A 25,192-nucleotide genomic window follows, 5' to 3' on the forward strand; every position below is an offset into this window, starting at 1 on the left:
TTTTTTAATATAAATCAATGGTTACTCTTTCTGATCCTGTATCGTGAACTATAGTTATTGCTATATCCAGCCTGTTCATGATGAATTGAAGGATGCCTATGTTTTTTGGAAAAAAGAAAACCACTACTACTCAGGTTACATCGTCAGTAGTGACACGTTCTAAAAGTCTGCAAAGTAATCAAATTTCTGAATCATTTCTCAGAGAGCTGGTATTCGATGAAGGCACGGCGCTGATCATTGCTTTTGTCTCTCCTCACCTTGATTTTGCATCTGTAAGCAGACAGATAACCCAATCTGCCAACTTCTGTAAACATGTCATCACAATCATGACTTCAGGTGAGTTAGGTGGTGGCACGACACTTTATCATCCGGCTCCGGAGCGATGGGACAACATTGTTATACATAGTTTTTCTTCTGCGCTGATTAGCCAAATCAGTATTCACGGCGTGCCTCTATACAGTGATGATATTAAAAAGGGTAAGCCGGTAATGCCTCCTGCTGAGCGGGTTAAACGCATCGCTTCAGAGTTAGCCAAAGTAAATGTACCTTTTGATATAGGTAGCAGGGACACCTTTGCCTTGACCTATTTTGACGGCATAACAGCCAGTGAGGATTTTTTCACTCAGGCATTGTACAAAGTGAAACGGTTCCCCTGCTTCTTCATAGGTGGCAGTGCAGGGGGAAAGCTTGATTTTAAACAGGCTGACATTGCCCTTAACGGAGAAATAAAATCAAATCAGGTTTTACTCGCATTCTGTAAGTTATCCCGAAACTACCGTTACGGGATCATGAAAAGCCATAACTTTGTAACCACGGGTACGGGTTTTACTGTAGCTAAATTTGACCCGCTAACCCGAACCCTGCATTCAGTACTTGATAAAGATATGTCGCTGCGCACACCAGTTGATGCATTAGCACGGCATTTTAAATGTACTGCCGGAGAACTGGACAGCAAACTGACCAGTCACTCATTCGGTATTGATATCGACAAGAGTATTTATATTCGCTCAGTAGCTTCAATCAACGATGATGGCAGCATCCGTTTCTTCAGCGACATGGGGTTTGGCGAATACTTACAACTGGTTAAGGCCACAGATTTTAAACAATCTTTGCAGCGGGACTTTGATAATTTTCTGAGAGGAAAAAACGGAAAACCTGTGGCGCTGATTGCCAATGACTGTATTTTAAGGCGGTTAAACAATCCGGATAATTTAAGCGGGATTGGTACTTTTGATCAGGTGGTTGTGTCAGGTTTTTCCACATTTGGTGAATATCTGGGCTTACACCAGAATCAGACTGTAACCGCCATCGGTTTCTTCAAACATGATGAGCAACAGTCCTATTTTGATGAATATGTTACCAATTTCCCGTTTCACCTGGCCGCATTTTCAAATTATCACATGCAGGCAAAACTTATCAGTATGAGCAATATCAATATGTTGCAGAGCAAGTTAATTGAGCAGACTGAGAAATTTCATCCCTTACTCAAAGAATCAACCGGACAGTTAAAGTTTGTTGCATCTCAGGCCAGTGATTCAGCTAACCGTCAGTTAGATCTTGGAAAACAATTTGATTTCTTCATGCAACAAATTGCCCGTCAGGAGCATGAACGAACTGAATTATCTGGTGGTATGGACAGGCTTCGTGAAAGTGCAGAGAAGATTGTAAACATTATTCAGTCTATCAGCGGTATTGCTGAACAAACTAACTTGCTGGCGTTAAATGCTGCGATTGAGGCTGCACGTGCAGGTGAAGCAGGGCGTGGTTTTGCCGTTGTGGCTGACGAAGTCAGAGCGCTTAGTCAGCGTACCCAGTCGAGTCTCAAAGAAACCGGCGATACGATCAACGAAGTCTCTGCGTCTATAGACGGGATATCCTCTGCTATCGACAGTATTAACGGATTGCTTCAGGAAATTGAGTCTGGATCGGTAAGTTTAAGCAGCGAATTAGCGGCCTTATCGGAGTCTTCTTCCGGTGCAAGTCAACGTGCTGAAGAAGGTATTAAGCGGGCAGATGCGGCATACAGTCAGATGCAGGAAATTGAAGCCGAAACTCAATTGATAGATAAACTAAATCAGCTTGCTAAATCCCAATAGAATAAATGGCCGGTAAATCGATTTTGCCGGCTGTTCCTCTTACAGGCATACCGTTTTTACATCTGTTAAAACAAGTCCTCTCAGATATCACATTCGCGTCAATAAACTTAATCGATACAGTCCATGCATTTAAAAGGTTTAAAGAGACAGCCGGTCATCCGGTTGCCTCTCCAACGGCATTACTACAATGTTAAGTTATTGTTTTAATTGTTTTATGAATACGTATGCAGATGATTGAGCAATTTTTATCTACCCGATAGGATGCACGCGACACAGAGAATTGTCATTTAACGGTAATAAAAATAACTAATGGCGTTCTCAGGAACTGTTTCGCGGCGGGCCCCAACCAGCGTACCGGCAGCCCATTCTGGCGGTATGTTACCGCCGCGATTACAGATTGCCCGCATAACCTTAGGGAAAGATTGATGACACAATTTAAACCAAATTTAATTCAAATGGCGATGATCGCCACCGGATTATCCCTTACCTCTGTACCCGTATTCGCACAATCTGACGACACACAGGCGGAAGATAATGTAGAAGTTATCCAGGTTTCAGGGATCCGCGGAAGCCTTCAGCGTGCTCAGGCTATCAAGATGGACAGCACCTCTATCGTTGAAGCGTTGTCAGCAGAAGATATCGGTAAACTGCCTGACACCAGTATTGCAGAATCATTGTCCCGTTTGCCCGGTCTTGCGGGTGAACGTCGTAACGGACGTACCAGCGGTATTTCAGTCCGGGGTTTTAACGAGAACTATGTAGGTACATCTCTTAACGGTCGTGAACTGTTAGGTATGGGTGACAACCGTGGTGTTGAATTCGACCTTTATCCTACCGAAATCATTTCTAACATTCTGGTGTATAAAACACCTGAAGCCGGCATGACTACGCAAAACATTGGCGGTTCTATTGATTTGCAAACCGTTAAGCCGCTATCTGCAGAAAGTACTGTTACCCTCAACGGTACATTAGAAAAGAACAAAGAAGATGCTGCGAACCCTGATTTTGATAATCAGGGACACCGTTTGTCCTTTAACTTCGTTGATCAATTTCTTGATAATACGTTAGGTGTGGCGCTTACGGTTGCGACCATGGAGTCACCACGTCAGGAACAACAGTTCCGTGGCTGGGGTTATGCTGATGCGAATCCGGATAAAGCGGCCAGCGGTGTTGATGTGCCGGAAGGAACACTGGTTCTGGGCGGTCATGACTCCTTTGCCCGATCTGCCATGATGAACCGTGATTCTGTCGCTGCAGTTATCCAATGGGCCCCGCAGGATCAATTAAATATTCAGTTCGACGCCCTGTATATCGATTTCCTCGAAGATGATGCCCGTCGCGGTGTTGAAGAAGGTGGTGCAGAGTGGGGAACCGGTGACTACACGATTACCGGCGTTGAAGATGGCCTGGTCACTTCGGGCTATTACGATGGCTTCTACAGTGTGGTACGCAATGACGTACGCCGGCAGGAAGCTGAGCTGAAAACCTTTGGTTTGAATGTTGAGTACATGCTCAATAATGACTGGAGTATCAAAGCAGATATTTCAACCGGCAGCGTCGATAAAACTATTACTGACGTAGAAAGTTACTCCGGTGTGGGCCGTACCGGTACTGACGGACGTCCCATGACAGCACGTTCGTGGGAAATGACATCCACCGGCGTGATGTATTCAGATCATCCTGAAATTGCGCCGGTTGATTTAACCGACGCCAGCCTGATCACACTGGCAGGACCGCAAACATGGGGTGCTCCCATTGTTGGTGGTGACGCCCAGGATGGCTTTGTTAACCAGCCTGTATTTGAAGAGAGCCTGGATTCCTTCCGTCTTTCTACGGAAGGTTTTGTGGAATGGGGAATTTTCTCCGGTCTGGAAGTCGGCATGGTGTATTCTGACCGTGAAAAATCTAAGGTAAATAACGGCGCTTATCTGACTGCTCCGTCTTATCCTGGTGACGCAGCTATTCCTGAAGTACTTGGTGTTGTCTCCCTTGATTTCATAGGCATCAATGGTGTGCTGGCGTACGATTCTATTGGCTTGTATGACAGCGGATATTATATTGCTACAGACGCAAAACTGGTTGATGCCGGTCGTCTGGGTGATACATACACCGTGAATGAAAAACTCACCACATTGTACGGTAAACTGGATATTGATACCTCTGTAGACGATATCTACATCCGCGGTAATGTGGGTGTTCAGGTTGTGCGTGCCGATCAAAGTTCTCAGGGCTTCAGTACTTCTGTTAATCAGGATGGTCTGGTGGAAGCTGTGCCTGTTACGGGCGGAACCGATTACACAGATGTATTGCCGACTCTGAACCTCAGCGCAGAATTTGCCGAAGGCCAGTTTCTGAGAATGGGATTAAGTAAAGTACTGACCCGTCCGCGTATGGATGATATGCGTCCGAATACTCAGGTGACTTTCTCTTATAACAACACCAATATTCTTTCCAATAATGTTGAGAACGGTCCATGGGGTGGCAGCTCCGGAAACCCTGAGTTGCGTCCTTACGAAGCAAATCAGTTCGACTTGTCCTACGAGAATTATTTTGCTGATACTGGTTACGTAGCCTTGTCTTATTTCTTTAAAGACATTAAGAACTGGCATCGCGAGAACGGATTATTGTCTGACTTTACTCAGGACTACATTCCGGAAATTCACCATACCCAGGATGAAGCCGCATTAGCTCCGGTGTTGTTCGAAGGTTATAAAACCAAGCCTCAGGACGGCTTTGAAGGTCTGGTCCGCGGTTATGAGATCCAGATGAGTCTGCCGGGCGATCTTATTGCTGATGCACTGTCCGGATTTGGTGTGTTTGCCAGTGTCACATTCATGGACGGTCATGCTGACGCCGCCGGTGAGGGTGGTGAAACACGGATCCCGGGATTATCCGATGAAAACTACAGCCTGACTGTTTTCTATGAAAACAGCGGTTTCGAAGTGCGGGTAGCCGGTACCAAACGTTCTGATTATCTTACAGAAGCCCGTGGTCTGAGTCTGGCCTTGTCTGATACCACCAACCAGGGTGGTACTTTCATCGACGCACAGATTGGCTATGACTTCAGTGAGTCTGGTATTGAATCACTGGAAGGCCTGCGTGTCACTTTACAGGCTCAAAACCTGACCGACGAAGACGATATTCAGACATCGGGAACTGACAGCCGTCAGGTCCTGCTGTATCAGGCTTATGGCGCTAACTACCTGTTAGGTTTCAACTACACCTTCTGATCGCTTTTTAGCCGATAACCGGTGAATAAGCCGTCTGTACGTCAGTGCAGACGGTTTTTTTAATTACAGCCATCGATTTTTCCCGTCTGCAAAATTTACCCTGCCCGGATAATATTTCCCTGTTGTCGGGGAGACATCACATACTGGTGCACATCCTGCCAGCGTTTTAATCTGCAGTTTTCCTGTTAAGCTTCTGTTTTAGTTATTCATTTCATTAGTCATGGATCAGCTGCACGATTGGTACAATATATGCTGGTCTTACCAGATAGAGAGTGAAAGACAGGAAGACTAAAATGAGCGGGATTAAATCAGCACTGGTAGTTGAAGGCGGGGCAATGCGGGGGATCTTTGCCGCGGGTGTGCTCGACAAATTCATGGAAGAAAAACACTACGGATTTGATTTCGCCATCGGTGTTTCTGCAGGTGCAACAAATCTTTCTACCTATGTGTCCGGTGCACAGGGTCTGAGTAAGACAATCATCACTGAGTTTGCAACGAAAGCCGAATTTTTCAGTCCCCTTCGTTTTATAAAGGGGGGGCACATGACAGATGTCCACTGGTTATGGCATCACGCGAAAACGGTTTTAGGTATACCTGTACCGGGTGAACAAAGTGCAATTCCTCTCTACGTAGGTGTCACAAATACACAAACCGGCAAATGTGAATATCATCTGGCCACACCGGATACTGTTGACGATTTGATGGTAGCTTCTTGTGCAATACCTACAGCATTCAGGGAACAGCCGGTGATCAATGGCGTACCTTATGTAGACGGCGGAGTAGGGGATTCAATACCGGTTAAACATGCCTACGGGATGGGAGCCAGAGACATTACCGTGGTGCTGTCACAGCCTGCGGGATTTTCCAAGCCTGAAGTGAAAAACGCCTGGCTACTGACTAAGCTGTACGGTCATCAGCCTGCTTTGCTCGAAACCATGCTTCAAAGGGCGCGCATGTATAATGAAACGCTGGCCTTTCTGAATAATCCTCCTGCCGATTGTAAAATCACCGTAATCGCACCGGATGCCGGATTTTGTGTAAAACGACTCACGATGGATAAGCGTAAACTATTACTTGGCTATGCGCAGGGAAGAAGGATGGCCAGACGGCTGTTATCCTCCCGTAAAAGGCTCGCAGCATAACAGTAAATATTTTTCTTTGCCTGCTGGTTAAGCGGATTGCTTTTTGCGATACTGCCGCGGTTTTTCCAGCGGGGTACTTAATGTCATCGTCAAAACTTTCATATATCGGTCTGGTTAACCCGAAAAGTCCGGTGAATGTGGCCTCAGTGCTCCGTGGCGCGGGTTGTTTTAATGCCAGCGCTGTGTATTACACCGGTGAACGGTATACCCGGGCCAGAGAGTTCTATGCGGACACCAAAGACATACATAAACAAATACCCGTTGAGGCTGTTTCTGATTTGCAACAGGTCATCCCCGAAGGCACAAAAGTTGTTGTAATTGAACTGGTTGAAGGAGCAATTCCGCTACCTGAATATCAGCATCCGGCTAACGCATTTTATATATTCGGGCCCGAGGACGGTTCCGTGCCTGCCAGTCTGGTTGCACGGGCCGATGATGTTGTTTATGTGCCAACGACAGGTTGTATGAATCTGGCTGCGACAGCGAATGTCGTGCTTTATGACCGGCTTGCAAAAAGCCAGTATCAGCATGGTGACGAGCTTATAAGAGCTTCGCGGGACCGTAATAATCAGTTACGGACTGAGAAATCCTGAGGTCTTGTAAAATGGTGTTTCCATATGGCAACACCCTGGTAACCATATCTTTGAAAGTGTCAGAGTTTTTTACGATCTCACGCTTAGATCCGGATGTTGTGACACGGGATCTAAAATTATCTCACCCTCAATTAAATTAATTTACGCTTATGAATTTGCCTGGGCTGAACGAAATTTCGGCAGGTTTTTCATAGGTTTAGATTTGCCGGTTACAATTAATAACAAATTAAATCATACAGTTATGAAATTAGTTTTCATTTTGCATAAAAAAACTGAGGTTTAAGTCTTACTTAAAAATATTATTAATACTCTTTGATAGTATTGCGGGTTCATAACTATTTTCGATGATCCTGATAAAGTGGTCTGAAACTTGTTTAAGAAAGTACGCAATGGGTTTATACAAAAAATACAAAAACCTATAAAAGTTGACGCTGTTAGTATGCATTTGAGTTGTGGCATTAATAATTATAATCCGTTATTCAACTGATCTCACAGGGTGACTCTCACACCTCACGGGTGTGGTTTGTTTGGTTAGTCACGGAAGCACCAAGTAAGACTCATTAATAGAATAAAAAATCCTCTTTCGAATCGTTGGGAGTCAGAGTGAAACGTCGCTTGTTAAACGCTTTTAAAAAAGTGCATCAAGTACCTGGTGTCAAACATATGGTAAAGCCTCTTGTCAGGCGCCAGATGAACAAAGCCATAGATGCAGCCGCCAATCACTTCTTTGAGCACTTTACCCTTGTTGTGGCAAATGAAGAAAAAGATCAGAGAGCCTGTTTTCGTACACGCCATCAGGTGTACTGCGAGGAAATGGGGTTTGAGGAAGTGCGTCAAACCAAAATGGAGTTTGACGAATTCGATGAATATGCGATCAGTTGTTATATACAGCACAAGGCCACCGGAGATTGCGCCGGTACTATCCGCGTGGTTATGCCTCAGCACAGCGGACAGGTACTGCCAATAGAGCAAAATTGTGCAGATGCCATCCGGATGGATGAGAACAGTCCGAGCCGCTTGCCGCGCCACTCGGTGTGTGAAATTTCCCGCCTGGCCATTCCAAAACGCTTTCGCCGTCGCGAAACCGATACAAATCTTTCTCCGGTGACGGGTAAGTCACTCGACAAAGGTTTCAAAAGAACCAAACCCGATCGAAATTTCCCTTATCTCACACTGGCACTGTATTTCTTTGCTGCAACAATTTGTGTGCTGAGGGATGTAGAAAATGTATACGTTATGATGGAGCCGAAACTGGCCAGAAGTCTGCGTATGCTTGGCATTGAGTTCAATCAGCTTGGTCAGGTTATTGAATATCATGGTAAGCGTGCAGCCTACCGCTTGTCTCCTGAAGAGTTTTTCCATCAAATCTCACCGTCGCTGCATCGTTTCTACAGAAAAATTATGAAAGAGCTGGAAGATGTACCGAACTTTGGTTCGATCCACAAACCAGTACCTTCCACATTGACAGGAAAAGGTCAAAAAACACGCGCTGCTTGATTATGAATACGTATGTTTATTGCTGAAAAAGACCGGGTCGTTATGCTCGGTTTTTTTATGCATGGAGTTTGCTTGTCGTGTCAGCCACTTTACTTTCCATCCGGCTTCCCGCCATACTGGTATGTGTTATTTTTTCCAGTTTATTTGTTGTTGCCTGTCACACAGAACCTGGGGGCCCGATGACAGCAACCCCGTCAAAGACCAACGATACAAAATCGGATACCGCTGAAAAGCTGGTAATCTATCAGGTATTCACCCGATTGTTTGGTAATACCAATACGACCAACAAACCCTGGGGAACCATCGAAGAAAACGGGTCAGGTAAATTCAGTGATTTTTCAGAAAAGGCCCTGGATGAAATCAGTGCGCTTGGCGCAAACTGGATCTGGTATACCGGTGTTCCCCATCACGCTTCAGTAACGGATTATTCTGCTTACGGCATTGCAGGGGACGATCCGGATGTAGTTAAAGGACGAGCCGGTTCGCCTTACGCAGTGCGGGATTATTACAATGTGGACCCGGATCTTGCAGATGATCCGGCGAGCCGGCTTGAGGAGTTTGAAGCACTGATCTCCCGTACTCACGCAGCCGGCCTCAAGGTCATGATTGACATTGTGCCTAACCATGTTGCCAGACAGTACTATTCAGTAGTGAGACCACAGAGCAGCTTTGGCGCCCGTGACGACACATCGGTCACCTACAGTAAAAATAATAATTTTTACTATATCCCGGGAGAACCTTTTGAGGTCCCGGATTTCACCCCGGCAACAAAACCGTTAGGTGGTGCAGCACATCCTCTAGCAGACGGTCATTTTGATGAATCACCGGCCCGCTGGACAGGTAATGGTTCCCGTTATGCTAAACCTGATGTCAATGACTGGTATGAAACCGTTAAAATTAACTACGGTGTTACGCCGTCGGGTGACCATGAATTCCCTGATGTACCGGAAGAGCTGCGTTTTGCGCCGGCTCAGGCTCACTATCAGTACTGGTCTGATAAAGTTGTACCGGATTCGTGGGTAAAGTTTAAAGATATCACACAGTACTGGCTGGATAAGGGCGTAGACGGGTTTCGCTATGATATGGCTGAAATGGTGCCGGTGGCGTTCTGGTCATATTTAAACAGTCACATTAAGCACACTTCTGCGGATGCGGTATTGCTTGCTGAAGTCTATCAGCCAGCGCTTTACCGTGACTATTTGCAGTTGGGTAAAATGGATTACCTGTATGACAAGGTGGATTTTTATGACTCACTTAAAGATGTTATGCAGGATAATGGCGATGTCGCAAAACTGACTGATATTCAGGAACAATACGGAGATATCCGTCAGCATCTTCTTCATTTTCTTGAAAACCATGATGAACAACGAATAGCCAGTCCTGAGTTTGCCGGAAATGCTGAGTCAGGCAAACCTGCTCTGGTTGTGTCTGCGCTTATCAGTGAGTCTCCGGTTTTGATTTACTTTGGTCAGGAAAATGGCGAAGACGGTAGTGAAGTCGCGGGATTCGGCCAGCCGTCCAGAACGTCTATTTTCGATTACATCGGGGTGCCGGCTCACCAGCGTTGGATGAACAACGGCAAATTTGATGGTGGACAATCAACCAAAGCAGAGCAGGCACTGCGTGATTATTATAAAACCGTACTGAATATCGCCGTTTCAACCCCGGCAGTGATATCCGGTAACTACCAGTCTTTACATCAGTCGTTAAAGGTAAACGGCCAGCTTTCTGATGCAAAGGTATTTGCTTTCGTGCGCTGGAACAATGATGACATTTTGATAAGTGTCAGTAATTTTTACAGTGAAAAAGAGGTGCTGGCAGAACTGGATTTGTCTGAATTACCCGCAGAATTTTCTGACTTGAGGGAGTTAGAGGATAAGTTGACCGGGGCCAGAGTGAAATCTGAAGTTAAAGACGGCAAACGAAGCATATCCTTTAAATTATCACCGAATCAATCGGTTATATTGACCATGTAAAGGGTTATGCGTAACCTTTTTCTGGCCGGTACTTGGCGGACTGCCTTATCAGCCGCCATGTTTTCATGCCATCCCAGCGCAAGCCGGGAAGAATGACCACAAAGGAACAAACTGGAGTGCTGCACCACCTCCGGGCACAAGTTCAGTTGTAATGTGTCTCCGCCTTTCAACAGTCTTTAGTATAGTGAGCTTTTAGCTGCCGGGGATCTACGTGCAACCTCTTTAAGATACGCAGTGTGATCGGGGAAATTTAACAGACAGCCTTTAAAGAATGCCTCAGTATCATTGTCTTTGTAGAGATCACCCTGTCCGGGCTGCTGTTTAGCCAGCGGGGGAAAAATGCCGTATCCGGCGAGCAGGCAATGCCATGATGTAATGCCAAAGTGAGACTGAATGTTCTGCCGTTGAATTTCTGCCGGAAAATCGCCTTTCCGGTACCAGACATCCAGAAGTTGCAACAGGGATTCAGATAAAGCCAAATTATTACGGTTATCCCGCCAGTATGCCGAATCGTCACGGGTATTGAGTTTGTAATGGGCGACGATGTAATCCCTCACTCTGGAAAACCTTTCAGTGACGTCTTTATTAAACTTGTCCTGTAAAGCGGGACTGAAGTTACCCTGTTCATAATCTTCCATGAAAAATTCGACGGACAGTTGCACCAGATGCAGCGCTGTGGCTTCAAGCGGTTCAATAAAACCCTGCGCCAGCCCCAGCGCCAGACAATTCTTGTGCCAGTGCTTTTCAACCTGACCAACACGCATAGACAGGAAACGCACATCACCTTCATTGTCCTGCACGGAAAGATGACGGCGAAGTTCAGCCTCTGCTTTATCGTCTGAGAGATGAGCTGAAGAAAAGACATAACCGTTTCCGGTACGGCTACTCAAAGGGATAGACCACGCCCAGCCATTGCTGAGCGCCGTGGACGTTGTTTCCACAGGCAGTTGTGCCTGCGCCGTTGTGGCCAGTACCGCAGCCCTGTCGTTAAACAGGTTTTCACTGAATGAATTAAAGCGGATATCCAGTGTCTGTTGTAACAACAAAGAACGGAAGCCCGTACAGTCGATGAAAAAGTCACCTTCAACTATCTCGCCGGAGTGTAATGTCAGCGACGTAATATGGCCCGAAAGACTGGTAATGACATCGTCAATTTTCCCTTCAATGTGATTTACACCCAGGCTGACGGCATGGCGTTTCAGATACCGGCCCAGTAAGGCAGAATCAAAATGGTAACCATATTCGATACGAAAAGGGAACGAGGGTGGCGTCACCGGGGCTTTCCCTGCTCCGGCCAGCCACCCGTTCAGCAGAAAGTTTTCCGGGGTAACGTTCACGTCCAGACCCAGCCGGCGGTTGTGGCAATTCACATGAAAGGGGCGCTCGGTGAATGCATCCGGTTGAGAAATGAACGGGTGACTGTAACTGGCAGGCCCGTTTTGGGGACTCCAGCCTTTAAACCGGATATTCACCTTATAAGTGGCGTTGCAGGCTGGCATCCAGTCACTTTCCGCAATGTTCAGATCGCTGAAGAAGCGTTTCAATGTAGGGGTTGAACCTTCTCCTACGCCCACGGTGGCAATATCAGCTGATTCCACCAGCGTAATGCTCACCGGCTTATCACGCCAGTGGTGCGCCATGAGGCAGGCAGCAATCCAGCCGGCGGTGCCGCCACCGGCGATAACAATACGATGAGGCGCTGACATTATTGAGTAAACCGTTTGAGAAATTCATCATGGGGAAGCATCTGTGTAAGAGGCTGCTGTTTTGCCTGTAATACTTTTCCCATGACATCGAGTAATTGGGGGACGGTTTGTGTATTGGCTGCAGGATGATGATCCCGTGGCATGATTCCCTGGCCTGCCATGACCTGAAGCCAGGAAGCATCACGGAAGATATCGTTCTGTTCGTTAAAAATAGTGGCTGTATCTTTAAACGCGTTGATTTTCTGCTCCAGTCTCGCAGGAATGGACATGGTTTGCATATCCCGCCAGAATTCAGAGTCATCACGTTCATTTACCACATAATGCAAAATGATAAAGTCGCGGATGGTTTCAAATTCTTCCTTCGATTCCGCGTTATACATGGTTTCCATCGACGGATTAATTTCCCTGTGCGGAAACATCTTCAGTAACCTCACCAGACCGCTTTGGATAAGATGAATGCTGGTCGATTCCAGAGGTTCAAGGAACCCGCTGGACAAACCGATCCCGATCACATTTTTTGACCATTGCTTTACGGTCCGGCCAGTGCGGAAACTGATTTTCCGGGGTTCATCCAGTGCCGGCGTATCCAGGTTTGTCATCAGCAACTCCCTGGCTTTGTCATCGTCCATATATTTTGAACTGTACACCAGTCCATTACCGTTACGATGGGTGAGGGGGATACGCCATTGCCAGCCCGTTGAACGGGCGATGCTGCGGGTGAACGGAGCGGTATGCTCATGCCTTTGTGACGGCACTGCCCATGCTCTGTCAGCACATAACCAGTGAGACCAGTCCTCGTATTCTGTACCCAGCGTCTTTTGTAAAAGCAGGCCGCGCATGCCGGTGCAATCCAGAAATAAATCGCCGGCAATCTGCTCACCATTTTTTAACTGCAGTGCTTCCACAAAGCCCGTGGTTGCATTCTGCTTCACATGTTCAATCGTGCCTGCTGTGCGTTTTACGCCGGCGTTTTCTGCCATGCGTCTTAAGAACTGACCATACAGGGTGGCATCGAAATGATAAGCATAAGGCAATTGATACACCGGATTATCAGTCTGAATTTTATTAAATTTCCCTTCCAGACAAGCCAGGTAATTCAGATCGAAATCCCACAATGACTGTGTCAGCCCGTTTTGTGCCGCCCGTAACCAGTAGTGTTGGAAGCCGACAAAGCCCAGCGTGGCGCCCGGTGCCCCGAATGTGTGGTAATAGCTGCTGCCTTCCTGCTTCCAGTTTTCAAAGCGGATAGCCAGCTTTATGCTGGCGTGCGTTTCTTTAAGAAACGCTTTTTCATCCAGACCAAGATATTGATTAAAGGTTTGAATAGGGGGAATGGTTGCTTCACCGACACCGATGATGCCAATATCTTCTGATTCAATCAGCTCTACTTCGATGTTGTCTGCGAGGACTTTCTTAAACAGAGCGGCTGCCATCCAGCCGGCGGTGCCTCCGCCGGCAATGACTAATTTGCGCACACCTGAGGTCATTCAGTAATCCGTTGATGCTATTGATATTAAATTTACTATAAACACTTTCGTAACCGTTTTTGTAGTAAAAGCTGCTACGAAAATATTTAAAAAGAAGGGCGGCAGTAAAGATGCCGCCCGGATTGATTAATAGAAGGAGTAGTTGAAGTTCAGCATATAAGAAGGTCCGAACTCCCGTCTCAGGGTGACGAAACCATTCGAATCGCGGGTCTCTTCTTTTTCATCGGTCAGGTTCGTACCCTGCAAAGATATACGCAATCCTTCAAGGTATTCAATACCACTGCCCTCGAAGTCATAGCTGATTTGCGCATCCACCTGGGTAACCGCATCCCGTGTCGCACCTTCAATTTTGTTTGAACCGCCGCGCTGATAGGTGAAGAATTCACCCCGGTCTGTCGCAGCAACACGCACTTCAAAGCCATTCATTTCGTAATAGGCAGTCAAAGACGTAACTCTTTCTGACTGACCGGGCACCGGTGAGTCATCTTCCAGAGTCGCATCAATGTAAGTATAAGAAGCGGCGATACCAAAACCGTCCAGTACGTCACTCACCATACGCAGGGGTATCTGAGCGGTAACCTCAGCACCTTTTACGCTGCCGGTCAGACCATCTTCGAAGAATGAAAATGTACCTGTATCCGGTGGAGTGATGTAAGTGCCGGGCGCATAGACCGTGCCGTCCGGACCTACCAGCCCGTCGGCACCCACGGTTCTGTCATGGAATCCGGGAATGAAGTAATCTGCGCCATCATTGGTGGGGTCGTTGGTGAAATCTATAGTCAGGTTACCGTCACGCGTCCAGTTGACCAGGTCTTTATAGAATAACGCCACAGACACATAACCTTCATCTTCAAAGTAGTTCTCGAAAGACAGGTCATAGTTATTTGCTTCCAGAGGACGAAGACGGGGGTTACCCTGGAACTTGGACCATGGTGTGCCGTACTCGTCTACTGCCGCCTGAGTATTTGGAATAGCAATCAGGTTAATGTTCTGGTCGAATTTCACAAAGCCCGATGCTTTCATTTGATCGATACGGGCACGGCTGATGGTTTTATTGGCCGCAAAGCGAACAAACTGATTCTCGCCCACTTCAACAGAAACGTTCAGGCTGGGCAGGAAGTGATTGTAATCGTCAGAAATATCCTGCTCACAATCTGCGTCGATCACGCCGTTATCATCGCCGTCACACACTTTGAAGTTTGCGCCAACGACACCGATATAGCCGGTCGAGCGCTGATCGGTCTGAACGTACTGCGCACCGAAATTACCGGTGACAGGGAAATCACCGATTTCTGTTTCAAAATCAAATTTGGCAAACAGTGTGGTGACTTCTTCATACACTTTGTAGGTGTCGCCTAAACGGTCCGGCTCGAGCAGACCGGCATCATTTAATTCATACTCGCCGTCGTTATATGGCGCAAAACCGTCGTACGCTACTACATAGCCCATGCCAGCCCAGGTCAGATCTGCCAGACCGTTGTACAGGTATGAAGACGGAATTGATTCTGAATTCGGATAGCTTGAAGCAGTAGCAAAGAAGCCTTTGTTATCTTTTGACTTATAACGGTCGCTGTATGCAACACCCACATTAATCTGGTTCACAATGCCCCAGTCAACATAACCTTCTGTTTCAAGACGAACTGTTGTCAGCTCTTCTTCAAAATCTGCATAGTTCAGGAAGCCATCCTGCGCGTTGATGAAGGTATATGGTGTGCCGTCTGCACGAAGGACGTCAGTATCGAACTGATCGGCAAGCGCCGCCATACCGCCACCCCATTGCTGCGGGCCGGTAAGTTGTAACAGGTTAGGATCAGAGAATGCATCCAGGCCGGTTGAGCCGGTAAAGTAAATCCCGTCAGGTCCCATCACAAAATCACGGGTACGCTGATCGCCGGCAGCAATTTCAGCTCCGCTACGGGCAAGACCGGCGTAAGATTCACCGCGCAGGTCACGCTTACTGGAGCTGCTGTCAGCAACATCCAGTTTCACCGACCATTCATCATTCAGTTGATAATCAATGTTCAGGCCCACCGTCGTCAGTTCACCGTCTTTCTGTGCAGGGTCAGTACGCAAAACCGGATTCGCGTTTGTCTGGGTACCGGTAGAATTTGCACCACTGCCATTTAAAGAGCTGGCATCCAATTCGAATGGTTCGATGAAACCGCGGATCACACCGGAATCAGAGTAATCGATGCTAAGTACGTCTACCACAATGTCCAGATTGTCTGTGGGGCGCCACTGGAAGATTGCAGAAACGGTATCACGTTCCAGCACGCGGCTGATTGCCTGACTGTCAAGCCCGAAGGGCAGGGAAGCACCGTTGTTATCACCGTAACCCCACACTCCGTATTTTCTCTCGTTACGGGGAGACTCTGTGGTGGCCAGCGCGACAGCAATACCGACCGTGTCATCGGCGAATTTTTCTACAAAAGACAAGGCATAGCGTTTGCCCGTATTGTCGAATTCAGGGTTATCAGAGTCATTGCCACCCATTTCATACACACCGGTGAAGGTGAGTGTTTCCTGTGCAGCCAGCGGTCTGACTGTTTGTAGGTCAACTGTACCACCTATACCCTGGACCAGAAGGGATGCATCGGTGGTTTTATAAATCGTGGCACCGGTCATAATTTCTGAAGGATACAAATCATATTCAACACCACGGTTGTCACCGATGCCGATAAGCTCACGGCCGTTTAATGATGTACCGACAAAGTCTTCTTTGAAACCACGGACTGAAATACCTGATGTACGGCCACCTACACGTTCACCGGCCATACCGGGTAATCTTGCCAGCGATTCTGCAATGGATGAATCAGGCAGCTTACCAATGTCTTCAGCAGAAATAGCTTCCACAATAGACGAGTTGTCCATTTTAATGGCCTGCGCCCGCATCAGAGACCCGCGAATACCTTTTACCGCGATAACCTCAAAATCCTTAGCTTCTTCATTATCTGTTTGTTGTGCCAGGATGACACCGGGGAAAAGTGCAGAGCTGACTGCCAGGGTCAGTAGTGCAGGTTTAAATAACTGTTTTTTGGTCATTTTTGTGTGCCCTTTCTCATTAACATGAATGTGCGCTTATGCAACATTAAATTAACAATAGTTTGGTTTTTACAGAACATCAAGTGAAAAACACAAAATTACTTAATCAATTAAGATTGGTGAGGATTAACAAATTTCTGTAATCCGGTCCGGAATGTAAAACCCGCTTAATTGATTCAGCGACGCGCCGGATGCTGAAATCTCAACCATGTCGCCGCCTGCAACGACAATGCAGCGTTCTGATATTCTAGAAGTTCACCGCGCTTTCAAAAGCATAGACGCTTTTAGTGAAATGCGCTGAATACGTATGCAGAACATTGGCGCAGTCCGGGCATCCGGTTACTATCCCAAAAAGTTTAACGAAACATTAACAGCGCTTGTTAAAAAGCCGGAAGTATTACAATGAAAAAAGCAGCAACGGTGTGCGGAGCCGTACTGGCAGCAAACTTACTCTGTATACCTGCTTACGGTGTATCAGTGTCACCACCGGACTGGTGGGTGAACATGGCCGACTCCCGTTTACAACTGATGATCCGGGATAAAGATCTGGGCAAAGCAAATGTAAAAACCCGTTACCCGGGCGTTCACGTTGATAGTGTCCACCGGCCTTCAAATGCAGATTATATTTTTGTCGATCTCACGTTGTCAGACAACGTAAAACCGGGCGTCATTCCGTTTGAAATCACCAAAGAAAACGGCGGACGGGTGTCTTTCTCATATGTGTTGCATGAGCGTAAAAAGGGTTCAGCACAACGACAGGGCTATTCCGGAAAAGACACGATCTATCTGCTCACTCCAGACCGGTTCGCTAACGGCGACGAATCCAATGATTCTCTTGAAAACTACACAGATAAACTAAACCGTGAAGAAGCCGGAGGCAGGCACGGTGGAGATATTCAGGGGATTATTGATCACCTGGACTATCTGTCAGACATGGGGTTTACGCAGATATGGAGTATGCCATTGCTGGAAAATGCCATGGACAGTTATTCTTATCATGGCTATGCCATCACTGACTACTATCAGATTGACCCGCGATACGGTTCAAATGACCTTTATAAGACGCTGAGCGAGCGTGCAGCAGAGCAGGGGATCGGTGTGATCATGGATATGGTGTTGAATCATATCGGCAGCGGACACCCCTGGACAACCTCGCCCCCTGATAAAGATTGGATCCACCACGACGGCAATTTTTCTGCCACCACGCATATCCGTGAAACTCTGCATGATCCTCACGGTGCAAAAGCCGACAGACTGGCATTCAGTGACGGCTGGTTCGTTCCGTCAATGCCGGACTTAAATCAGCATAATCCCTATCTCGCTAAATATCTGATTCAAAATGCTGTCTGGTGGGTGGAGTATGCCGGTTTAAGCGGTATTCGCGTGGACACTTATTCCTATTCCGATAAGGACTTCCTGTCTGCCTGGACAGCCAGGCTGATGAAGGAATATCCGTCGCTGAATATTGTCGGGGAAGAATGGTCGGTGAATCCGGTAATTACCTCTTACTGGCAGTCCGGCACCCTCAGACAGGACGGTTATGAATCTTCGCTACCGTCAGTGATGGATTTTCCTCTTCAACACACCCTTGTCTCTGCCCTGAAAGAAGAAGAATCGTGGGGAAGCGGGCTGAAAAAATTGTACGAGTTACTCGCCGGGGATTTTATCTACGGTGATGCCGGTAACCTGGTGGTATTTGCAGATAACCATGATATGAGCCGGATCTACACACAACTGGATCAGGATATGGCGCTGTGGAAAATGGCCATGACAGTGGTGCTGACAACGCGGGGTATTCCGCAGGTATTCTACGGCACTGAAATTCTGATGGATAATGCGGGCACCGAAGATCATGGCATTATTCGCAGTGATTTCCCGGGCGGCTGGCCGGGAGATGAGTCACCGGCATTTTCTTATGAAAGCGACAATGCCCGCTCTGTGGAAGCACAGCAATTTATCCGTCAGCTTTTACACATCAGAAAGCAGTATCCGTTACTTTTCGAAGGACAGCTCACGCAGTACGTACCGGAAGACGGCACTTACGTTTATTTCCGGCATAACAGGAAAACGGATACGCAAATTATGGTGGTAATTAACAAAAACGATAAAAAGGACGTAAACTTACAGCGTTTCAGTGAGCGCATTGCTGGTGTAAAAACGTTACAGCAGGCCGGTGACGATGAAATAATGGCAGCCGGAAACTCCTTGTCAGTGCCTGAGCACAGCGCAACGGTGTGGATCCTGAATCAATAATAATAACGGACAGAATATGAATAACAAACAGCCTGTATTACCGTTCTGGCAAGTCTGGAATGTCAGTTTTGGCTTTCTCGGCGTACAGTTTGGTTTCGCTCTGCAAAATGCCAACGTCAGCCGCATTTTATCTGATCTCGGTGCAGACCTTCATTCGCTGGCATTGTTCTGGCTGGTGGCGCCAGTGATGGGGTTGATCATACAGCCCGTGGTCGGCAGTGCGTCTGACCGCACATGGAATCGCCTTGGCCGACGCCGTCCATACATTCTCGCCGGTGCCTTTGCCGCCGGCCTGGGTATGATCCTGATGCCGAATGCTCCCTTATTTGTCACCATCATGGCGCCTATGTTATTCGGTGCATTGATGCTGGCATTGATGGACGCCTCCTTCAATGTTTGCTTTCAGCCATTCCGTTCTCTGGTATCGGATATGGTGCCAGCCAGCCAGCGCAACCTGGGTTACTCGGTGCAGTCATTACTGATCAACATTGGCGCAGTTATCGGCTCAATTCTTCCATTCCTTCTGACTAATGTGGCGGGTCTTAATAATACCGCGTCGCCCGGACAGGTGGCTCCGTCGGTGATTTGGGCATTCTATATTGGCGCTACCGTATTGCTTGGCTCAGTACTCTGGACGGTGTTTCGCACTAAAGAATACGCGCCGTCAGATTACGCCCGCTATAAAGGATTGCAGACAGATTCTGAAGACAAAACGGAGAAAACCGGATTCTTCAAACTTGTGGCCACCATGCCCGCCACGATGAAACAACTTGCAGTGGTGCAGTTTTTCTCCTGGTTTGCGTTGTACATCATGTGGGTTTACACCATGCCGGCTATCACCCAGCATATCTGGGGAGTGGATAAACAGTGGTTTGATCCAGCATTTATTGCTGCTGCGGGTACTGTGCCTGCTGATGTCATTGCTGCGAAAGGTGCGGCCGGTGACTGGGTAGGTATTCTTTTTGCCGCATACAGTGTGTTTGCCGCCGTATTTTCCGTGTTTCTTGCCCGCCTTGCAGATACATTTGGCCGCAAAACCGTTTATGCCTCTTCACTGGTTTTAGGGGGACTGGGTTATATCAGTTTCCTGATATCCGGAGACATCAGTCCGGTACACGTGAATTTACTTATTACAGACGTCACGGTACCACAGGGCGCAGTCAACCTGGTGTTTCCCATGATCGGAGTAGGAATTGCCTGGGCTGCTATTCTGGCTATGCCTTATGCCATGCTGGCCGGCGCACTTCCTGCAGATAAAACCGGTGTGTATATGGGCATATTTAACTTCACAGTAGCCATTCCGCAGATCGTTGCAGGACTCACAGCAGGCTGGATACTGAGCAGGGTATTTGAAAACACCGCCATCAATATCATTGTGGTGGCCGGTGTTTCCATGCTTTGCGCAGCAGTGGCGGTATTTTTTGTTAAAGAAAAAGAAATCCATGCCGTCGCCTCACAGAATACGGCAGGAGAATTACAATGAGAATAAGCCACACAATGTATGCGATTGCCAGCGTATTAACCCTCAGCGGGTGTGAAAATACGCCAGATTCTTCCCTGTCAGATGGGATGCCGGAAAGTACAAACACACCCTTTATAAGGGGTACTGCAGAGCCGTTCAGTGCTGAAGCCGTTTACTTCATTATGACTGACCGTTTTGTCGACGGTGATAAACAAAACAATTATGAAACTCAGGGCGGTGATCACCCCAGCTGGAATTTGCCTCTTAATGGTCCTGACGGTGCAACAGCTAACGTAGGCTACATGGGCGGTGACTTGCAGGGTGTGGTCAACAATATTGATTTCATCAAAGATATGGGTTTTACCGCTGTGTGGTTAACACCTGTAGTCGATAACCCGGATCAGGCATTTACCGGCAGTGAACCTATTACGTTCGGTGGCCAGTTTAAAGATGGGGGTAAAACCGGTTACCACGGCTATTGGGCCACCAATTTCTATCAGCCCGATGAACATCTGATCAGTGCCAGCTTGTCGGTCAAAGACTATACCACTGCCATGCATGATGCCGGCCTCAAAACCGTGTTTGATATTGTCGCCAATCACGGCTCTCCCAGTTTTTCAATGCCGCAGGATCAACCGGGATTTGGTGAAATTTATGATGCACAGGGAAAGCTGGTGGCCAATCATATTAATACGCTGCCATCTGAACTGGATACCACTCAGCCTTTGCAGGCATTTTTCCACGACTACCCGGATCTGGTAGAGCTGTCTAATCTCGATGAGTCAAATCCGGACGTCCAGGATTACCTGATTAATTCTTATCTTTACTGGATAGAGCAGGGCGCTGATGCATTCCGGATTGATACTATCCGGCATGTGCCTCATCATTTCTGGCGTACGATGTCTGACCGTATACGTGCAGAACATCCCGGTTTCTTTATGTTCGGGGAGAGTTTTCAGTATGATGCGAACTTCATTGCCCAGCATACGTTGCCTAAAAACGGCAATATCAGCGTGTTGGATTTCCCTATGCAAAAAGCCATGGTCAGTGTGTTCGGGACTGAAAATGCAGGATTCGAAACGTTAAGCGGCGCACTGCATCTAACCCACGGGCCTTATCATAATCCCTATGATCTGACGACTTTTTACGATAATCACGATATGCCGCGGATGAATGCTTCGGATGACGGCTTTATTGATGCCCATAACTGGCTGTTTACTTCACGGGGTATACCGGTGGTTTATCAGGGCTCAGAGACCGGCTTTATGCGCGGCACAGCAGAGCACAGCGGAAACCGTAACTATTACGGACAAGACAATGTGGATAAGGCGCCGCAGCACCGTATCTATCAGTCTCTGTCTGCTATTGCTCATGTTCGTAAAGCCACACCGGCATTACAGCGTGGCTTACAAACCATGCTCGAACTGAATGGTGAAAAGGCCGCCTTCTACCGTGTTGTACAGGATGACAGCGCAAAACAGACAGCCCTTGTACTGTTGAATAAAGGTGATACACCAGTTTCTTTTGAGATAGCAGAGTACATGCAAAACGGACGCTGGAGTGAACAACTAAGTGGCAGTGAAAAGGAAGTGAACAACCGCGTTTTAACCAGCGAAGTCAGAGCCCACAGTGTACAGGTCTGGTTGCGGGATGGTCCGCTCAGTGATGACAATTTTATTCAGCATCTGTATGAGCAGATAGCGAATCAGTGATGACACAGGGGGTTGCAAAGGCAACCCCCTTTTCTTTTAGATTTTCAGTATTTTTTTCCGCCACAGGACTCGCGGATGATGAGCTCTGCAGACATCAGAAAATCACTGACGATTTGTTTATTAATCGCCTTAAGCAGGCTGGTAACCAGCAATTCGCCGGCTAGCCGGGTATCCTGTTGCACGGTGGTCAGGGCCGGCGTAGTAAAAGCGGAGATACTGATGTTGTCGTAGCCGGTGACGGCGATGTCCTGCGGTACCCTGTATGGCGTTTCTTTCAGCGCCTGTAACACACCGGTAGCAATCAGATCTGATGCACACACCACGGCGTCAGGCTTTTGTTCAGAATGAAGAATTTTACGGATAGCCTGCGCACCGGCTTCTTCAGTAGAGTTTGCATCAATACGGATAAAGTCACCGGCATCAATGCCGGCGTCTTTTAATGCCTGTGTGTAACCCTTATAGCGGGCCAGGAATTCCGGCGCATGTCCGCCTGCATCACCGATAAACGCAAACCGGCGGTGTCCATTTTTCACCAGGTGGGTGGTGAGATCATATCCGCCCTGAAAGTTATCACAGCCGATGCTGATACCGGGATGATCTGCATCTTTAGCCCCCCAGCGCACAAAATGGGTGCCCTGATTTTCCAGCTGGGCCAGTTTGTCCCGCCAGGCGGTGTAATCTCCGTAACCGAGCAGAATGATACCGTCAGCTTTTTTCGAGTCTTCAAACTCAGCGTGCCAGTCATCGTCCAGATTCTGAAAAGACACCAGCAAATCGTAACCGGCGGCAGAACTCGCCCTTGTTATGCTTCCCAGCATGTTCAGGAAAAACGGGTTTATCATTGAGTCGTCAGACGTAGGATCTTCAAACAGCAGTAAAGCAATTGTATTGCTTTTCTGTTTACGCAGGTTGCTAGCGTTTTTGTCTACTTTGTAGTTCAGTTCTTTGGCAATACGCTGCACCCGCTCGCGGGTTTCTTTATTTACAAGCGGGCTGTTACTGAGCGCCCTTGAGACCGTGGACTGGGATACGCCGGCCAGGTGAGCAATATCAAAAGACGTGGCTTTTTCTTTCATGCCTGTTACTGAAAGGGTTTAAAGTGGTTATGTTACCATACTTAACGCTGATAAGTGTCTGAGTTAATTGCCCGGACAGCGGTTTTCGTTGTAAATTTAGCCGTTCGGGCAGGGCGATTTCAATTAATCATAGTGACCGGCCGGGCAACCGGTTATACTCGGCGATTATTATGTCAGAACAGATTTTCATTTAAGGGGAAAGGGCGAATGGCGGAAACGGAACATCATCCGACCAATTTTATCCGGCAGATTATTGAAAAAGATCTTGCTGCAGGTCTTCATGATTCTATAAAAACACGTTTCCCACCGGAACCGAACGGTTTTTTACACATTGGACATGCGAAGTCTATTTGTCTGAATTTTGGTGTAGCCAGTGATTACAACGGTACGTGTAATCTGCGCTTTGATGACACCAACCCTGCCAAAGAAGATATCGCTTACGTCAATTCCATCAAGGAAGACGTAAACTGGTTGGGTTTCCAGTGGAATGGTGATGCCCGTTATTCATCGGATTACTTCGATTTGCTGCATGGTTATGCGATGGAGCTTATTGATAAAGGTCTGGCTTATGTGGATTTCTCCAGCCAGGAAACCATGCGTGAACTGCGCGGGACACTGACAGAACCCGGTAAAAACAGTCCTTACCGTGATACCGATCCTGCGACCAACCGTGCAGAATTTGAGAAAATGACTGCCGGTGAGTATGCGGAAGGCCAGTGTTCACTGCGTGCAAAAATTGACATGACATCCCCGTTCATGTGTATGCGGGATCCGGTGATTTACCGGGTGAAATTCGCACACCATCACCAGACCGGTGAGAAATGGTGCGTTTATCCCATGTACGATTTCACCCACTGTATCTCAGACGCCATCGAGGGGATCACCCACTCTCTGTGTACACTGGAATTCCAGGATAACCGCAGACTCTATGACTGGGTGATTGAGAATATTTCAATCGAATGCACACCCCGTCAGTATGAATTCTCCCGGCTGAATCTGGAATACACGGTGTTGAGTAAACGTCGTCTTATTCAACTGGTAGAAGAAAATCACGTGAGCGGCTGGGATGATCCCAGAATGCCTACCATAGCCGGTTTGCGCCGCAGAGGCTATACGCCTGCGTCTGTGCGTGAATTTTGTAAGCGTATCGGTGTAACCAAAATGGATAACATGGTGGAAATGGGCATGCTGGAAGCCTGTATCCGCGATGATCTGAACGTCAACGCTCCCCGTGCAATGGCCGTTCTTGACCCGGTTAAACTGGTTATTGAAAATTACCCTGAAGGTGAGTCTGAATCATTGCAGGCACCTAATCATCCGAATGATGAATCTATGGGCAGCCGCACAATTCCTTTCAGCCGCGAAGCGTGGATTGAAGCGGAAGACTTCCGTGAAGAAGCGAATAAAAAGTTTAAGCGTCTGGTACTCGGCAAAGAAGTGCGTTTACGTAATGCTTATGTGGTAAAAGCTGAACGGGTCGAAAAAGATGCGGATGGTAATATCACTACCATTTTCTGCACTTATGACGATGAAACCCTGGGTAAAGATCCTGCTGATGGCCGCAAGGTTAAAGGTGTGATCCACTGGGTTGATGCCAATGCCGGTGTCAAAGCCGAATTCCGCTTGTACGACCGTCTGTTTAACGTACCGAATCCGGCAGCGGAAGAGAATTTTACAGATGCCATTAATCCTGCTTCTCTTGAAGTGAAATCCGGTTTCGTTGAACCGGGATTAACGGAAAATCCGGTAGCCGGAGGCTGGCAGTTTGAGCGCACCGGTTACTTCTGTCTGGATAAAGATTCATCTGATACCCTCAGTGTGTTTAACCGCACAGTAGGACTTCGGGATTCCTGGGCTAAGATTGCTGATTAGTCCTGATAAAGTTTCTTATATAAAACCGCAGTTTATCTGCGGTTTTTT

General features: G+C 47.5%; 14 protein-coding genes. 10 read left to right on the forward strand and 4 right to left on the reverse strand.

Features of this window, described 5'->3' with window-relative positions; genetic code table 11:
* Positions 1 to 98 precede the first annotated feature (98 nt).
* The 6 genes from ACXAH4_RS17825 to ACXAH4_RS17850 all read left to right on the forward strand — a co-directional run bounded on the left by ACXAH4_RS17825 (position 99) and on the right by ACXAH4_RS17850 (position 10,534).
* Complete coding sequence (locus tag ACXAH4_RS17825) at positions 99 to 2,096, forward strand: methyl-accepting chemotaxis protein (protein WP_474882845.1); 1,998 nt, start codon at positions 99 to 101, stop codon at positions 2,094 to 2,096.
* Positions 2,097 to 2,521: 425 nt separating this feature from the next.
* Entirely contained in the window at positions 2,522 to 5,326 is a 2,805-nt protein-coding gene (locus tag ACXAH4_RS17830) for a TonB-dependent receptor (RefSeq protein ID WP_474882847.1), read from the forward strand.
* A gap of 302 nt (positions 5,327 to 5,628) precedes the next feature.
* Positions 5,629 to 6,468, forward strand: a complete 840-nt coding sequence (locus ACXAH4_RS17835; protein ID WP_474852159.1) for a patatin-like phospholipase family protein — start codon at positions 5,629 to 5,631, stop codon at positions 6,466 to 6,468.
* Positions 6,469 to 6,548: 80 nt separating this feature from the next.
* A complete protein-coding gene (locus ACXAH4_RS17840; protein ID WP_474845858.1) occupies positions 6,549 to 7,061 on the forward strand; it encodes an RNA methyltransferase in 513 nt (170 codons plus the stop codon).
* A 690-nt stretch (positions 7,062 to 7,751) separates the two neighbouring features.
* Positions 7,752 to 8,558 carry a PEP-CTERM/exosortase system-associated acyltransferase gene (locus ACXAH4_RS17845; protein WP_474845860.1) on the forward strand — a complete coding sequence of 269 codons (807 nt, stop codon included), beginning with the start codon at positions 7,752 to 7,754 and terminating at the stop codon, positions 8,556 to 8,558.
* A 179-nt stretch (positions 8,559 to 8,737) separates the two neighbouring features.
* Positions 8,738 to 10,534 carry an alpha-amylase family protein gene (locus ACXAH4_RS17850; protein WP_474882849.1) on the forward strand — a complete coding sequence of 599 codons (1,797 nt, stop codon included), beginning with the start codon at positions 8,738 to 8,740 and terminating at the stop codon, positions 10,532 to 10,534.
* 176 nt (positions 10,535 to 10,710) lie between these two features.
* On the opposite strand, the gene ACXAH4_RS17855 is transcribed toward ACXAH4_RS17850, so the two are convergent.
* The 3 genes from ACXAH4_RS17855 to ACXAH4_RS17865 form a co-directional block, all read right to left on the reverse strand.
* Entirely contained in the window at positions 10,711 to 12,240 is a 1,530-nt protein-coding gene (locus tag ACXAH4_RS17855) for a tryptophan halogenase family protein (protein WP_474882850.1), read from the reverse strand.
* A complete protein-coding gene (locus ACXAH4_RS17860; RefSeq protein ID WP_474882851.1) occupies positions 12,240 to 13,727 on the reverse strand; it encodes a tryptophan halogenase family protein in 1,488 nt (495 codons plus the stop codon). Before ACXAH4_RS17860 ends, ACXAH4_RS17855 begins: the two co-directional genes overlap by 1 nt.
* Before the next feature lie 126 nt (positions 13,728 to 13,853).
* The gene (locus ACXAH4_RS17865) at positions 13,854 to 16,769 is read right to left on the reverse strand and encodes a TonB-dependent receptor (RefSeq protein WP_474845868.1); all 2,916 of its coding nucleotides are present in this window, start codon (positions 16,767 to 16,769) and stop codon (positions 13,854 to 13,856) included.
* Between the two features lie 402 nt (positions 16,770 to 17,171).
* Between ACXAH4_RS17865 and ACXAH4_RS17870 the strand changes: the two genes are divergently transcribed.
* From ACXAH4_RS17870 to ACXAH4_RS17880, 3 genes are read left to right on the forward strand one after another with little or no spacing between them, the layout of a single operon-like run.
* Positions 17,172 to 19,022: a glycoside hydrolase family 13 protein gene (locus ACXAH4_RS17870; RefSeq protein ID WP_474882852.1), complete on the forward strand. Its 1,851-nt coding sequence runs from the start codon at positions 17,172 to 17,174 to the stop codon at positions 19,020 to 19,022.
* Positions 19,023 to 19,038: 16 nt separating this feature from the next.
* Positions 19,039 to 20,505 carry an MFS transporter gene (locus ACXAH4_RS17875; RefSeq protein ID WP_474845872.1) on the forward strand — a complete coding sequence of 489 codons (1,467 nt, stop codon included), beginning with the start codon at positions 19,039 to 19,041 and terminating at the stop codon, positions 20,503 to 20,505.
* Positions 20,502 to 22,196: an alpha-amylase family glycosyl hydrolase gene (locus ACXAH4_RS17880; protein ID WP_474882854.1), complete on the forward strand. Its 1,695-nt coding sequence runs from the start codon at positions 20,502 to 20,504 to the stop codon at positions 22,194 to 22,196. The genes ACXAH4_RS17875 and ACXAH4_RS17880 overlap by 4 nt, the downstream gene beginning before the upstream one ends.
* A gap of 44 nt (positions 22,197 to 22,240) precedes the next feature.
* On the opposite strand, the gene ACXAH4_RS17885 is transcribed toward ACXAH4_RS17880, so the two are convergent.
* Complete coding sequence (locus ACXAH4_RS17885) at positions 22,241 to 23,272, reverse strand: LacI family DNA-binding transcriptional regulator (RefSeq protein ID WP_474882856.1); 1,032 nt, start codon at positions 23,270 to 23,272, stop codon at positions 22,241 to 22,243.
* 207 nt (positions 23,273 to 23,479) lie between these two features.
* Between ACXAH4_RS17885 and glnS the strand changes: the two genes are divergently transcribed.
* Positions 23,480 to 25,144, forward strand: a complete 1,665-nt coding sequence (glnS, locus tag ACXAH4_RS17890) for a glutamine--tRNA ligase (RefSeq protein WP_474882858.1) — start codon at positions 23,480 to 23,482, stop codon at positions 25,142 to 25,144.
* The last annotated feature ends 48 nt before the right edge of the window (positions 25,145 to 25,192 follow it).

The sequence above is a fragment of the Alteromonas sp. ABV2_168 genome (genome assembly GCF_056161165.1).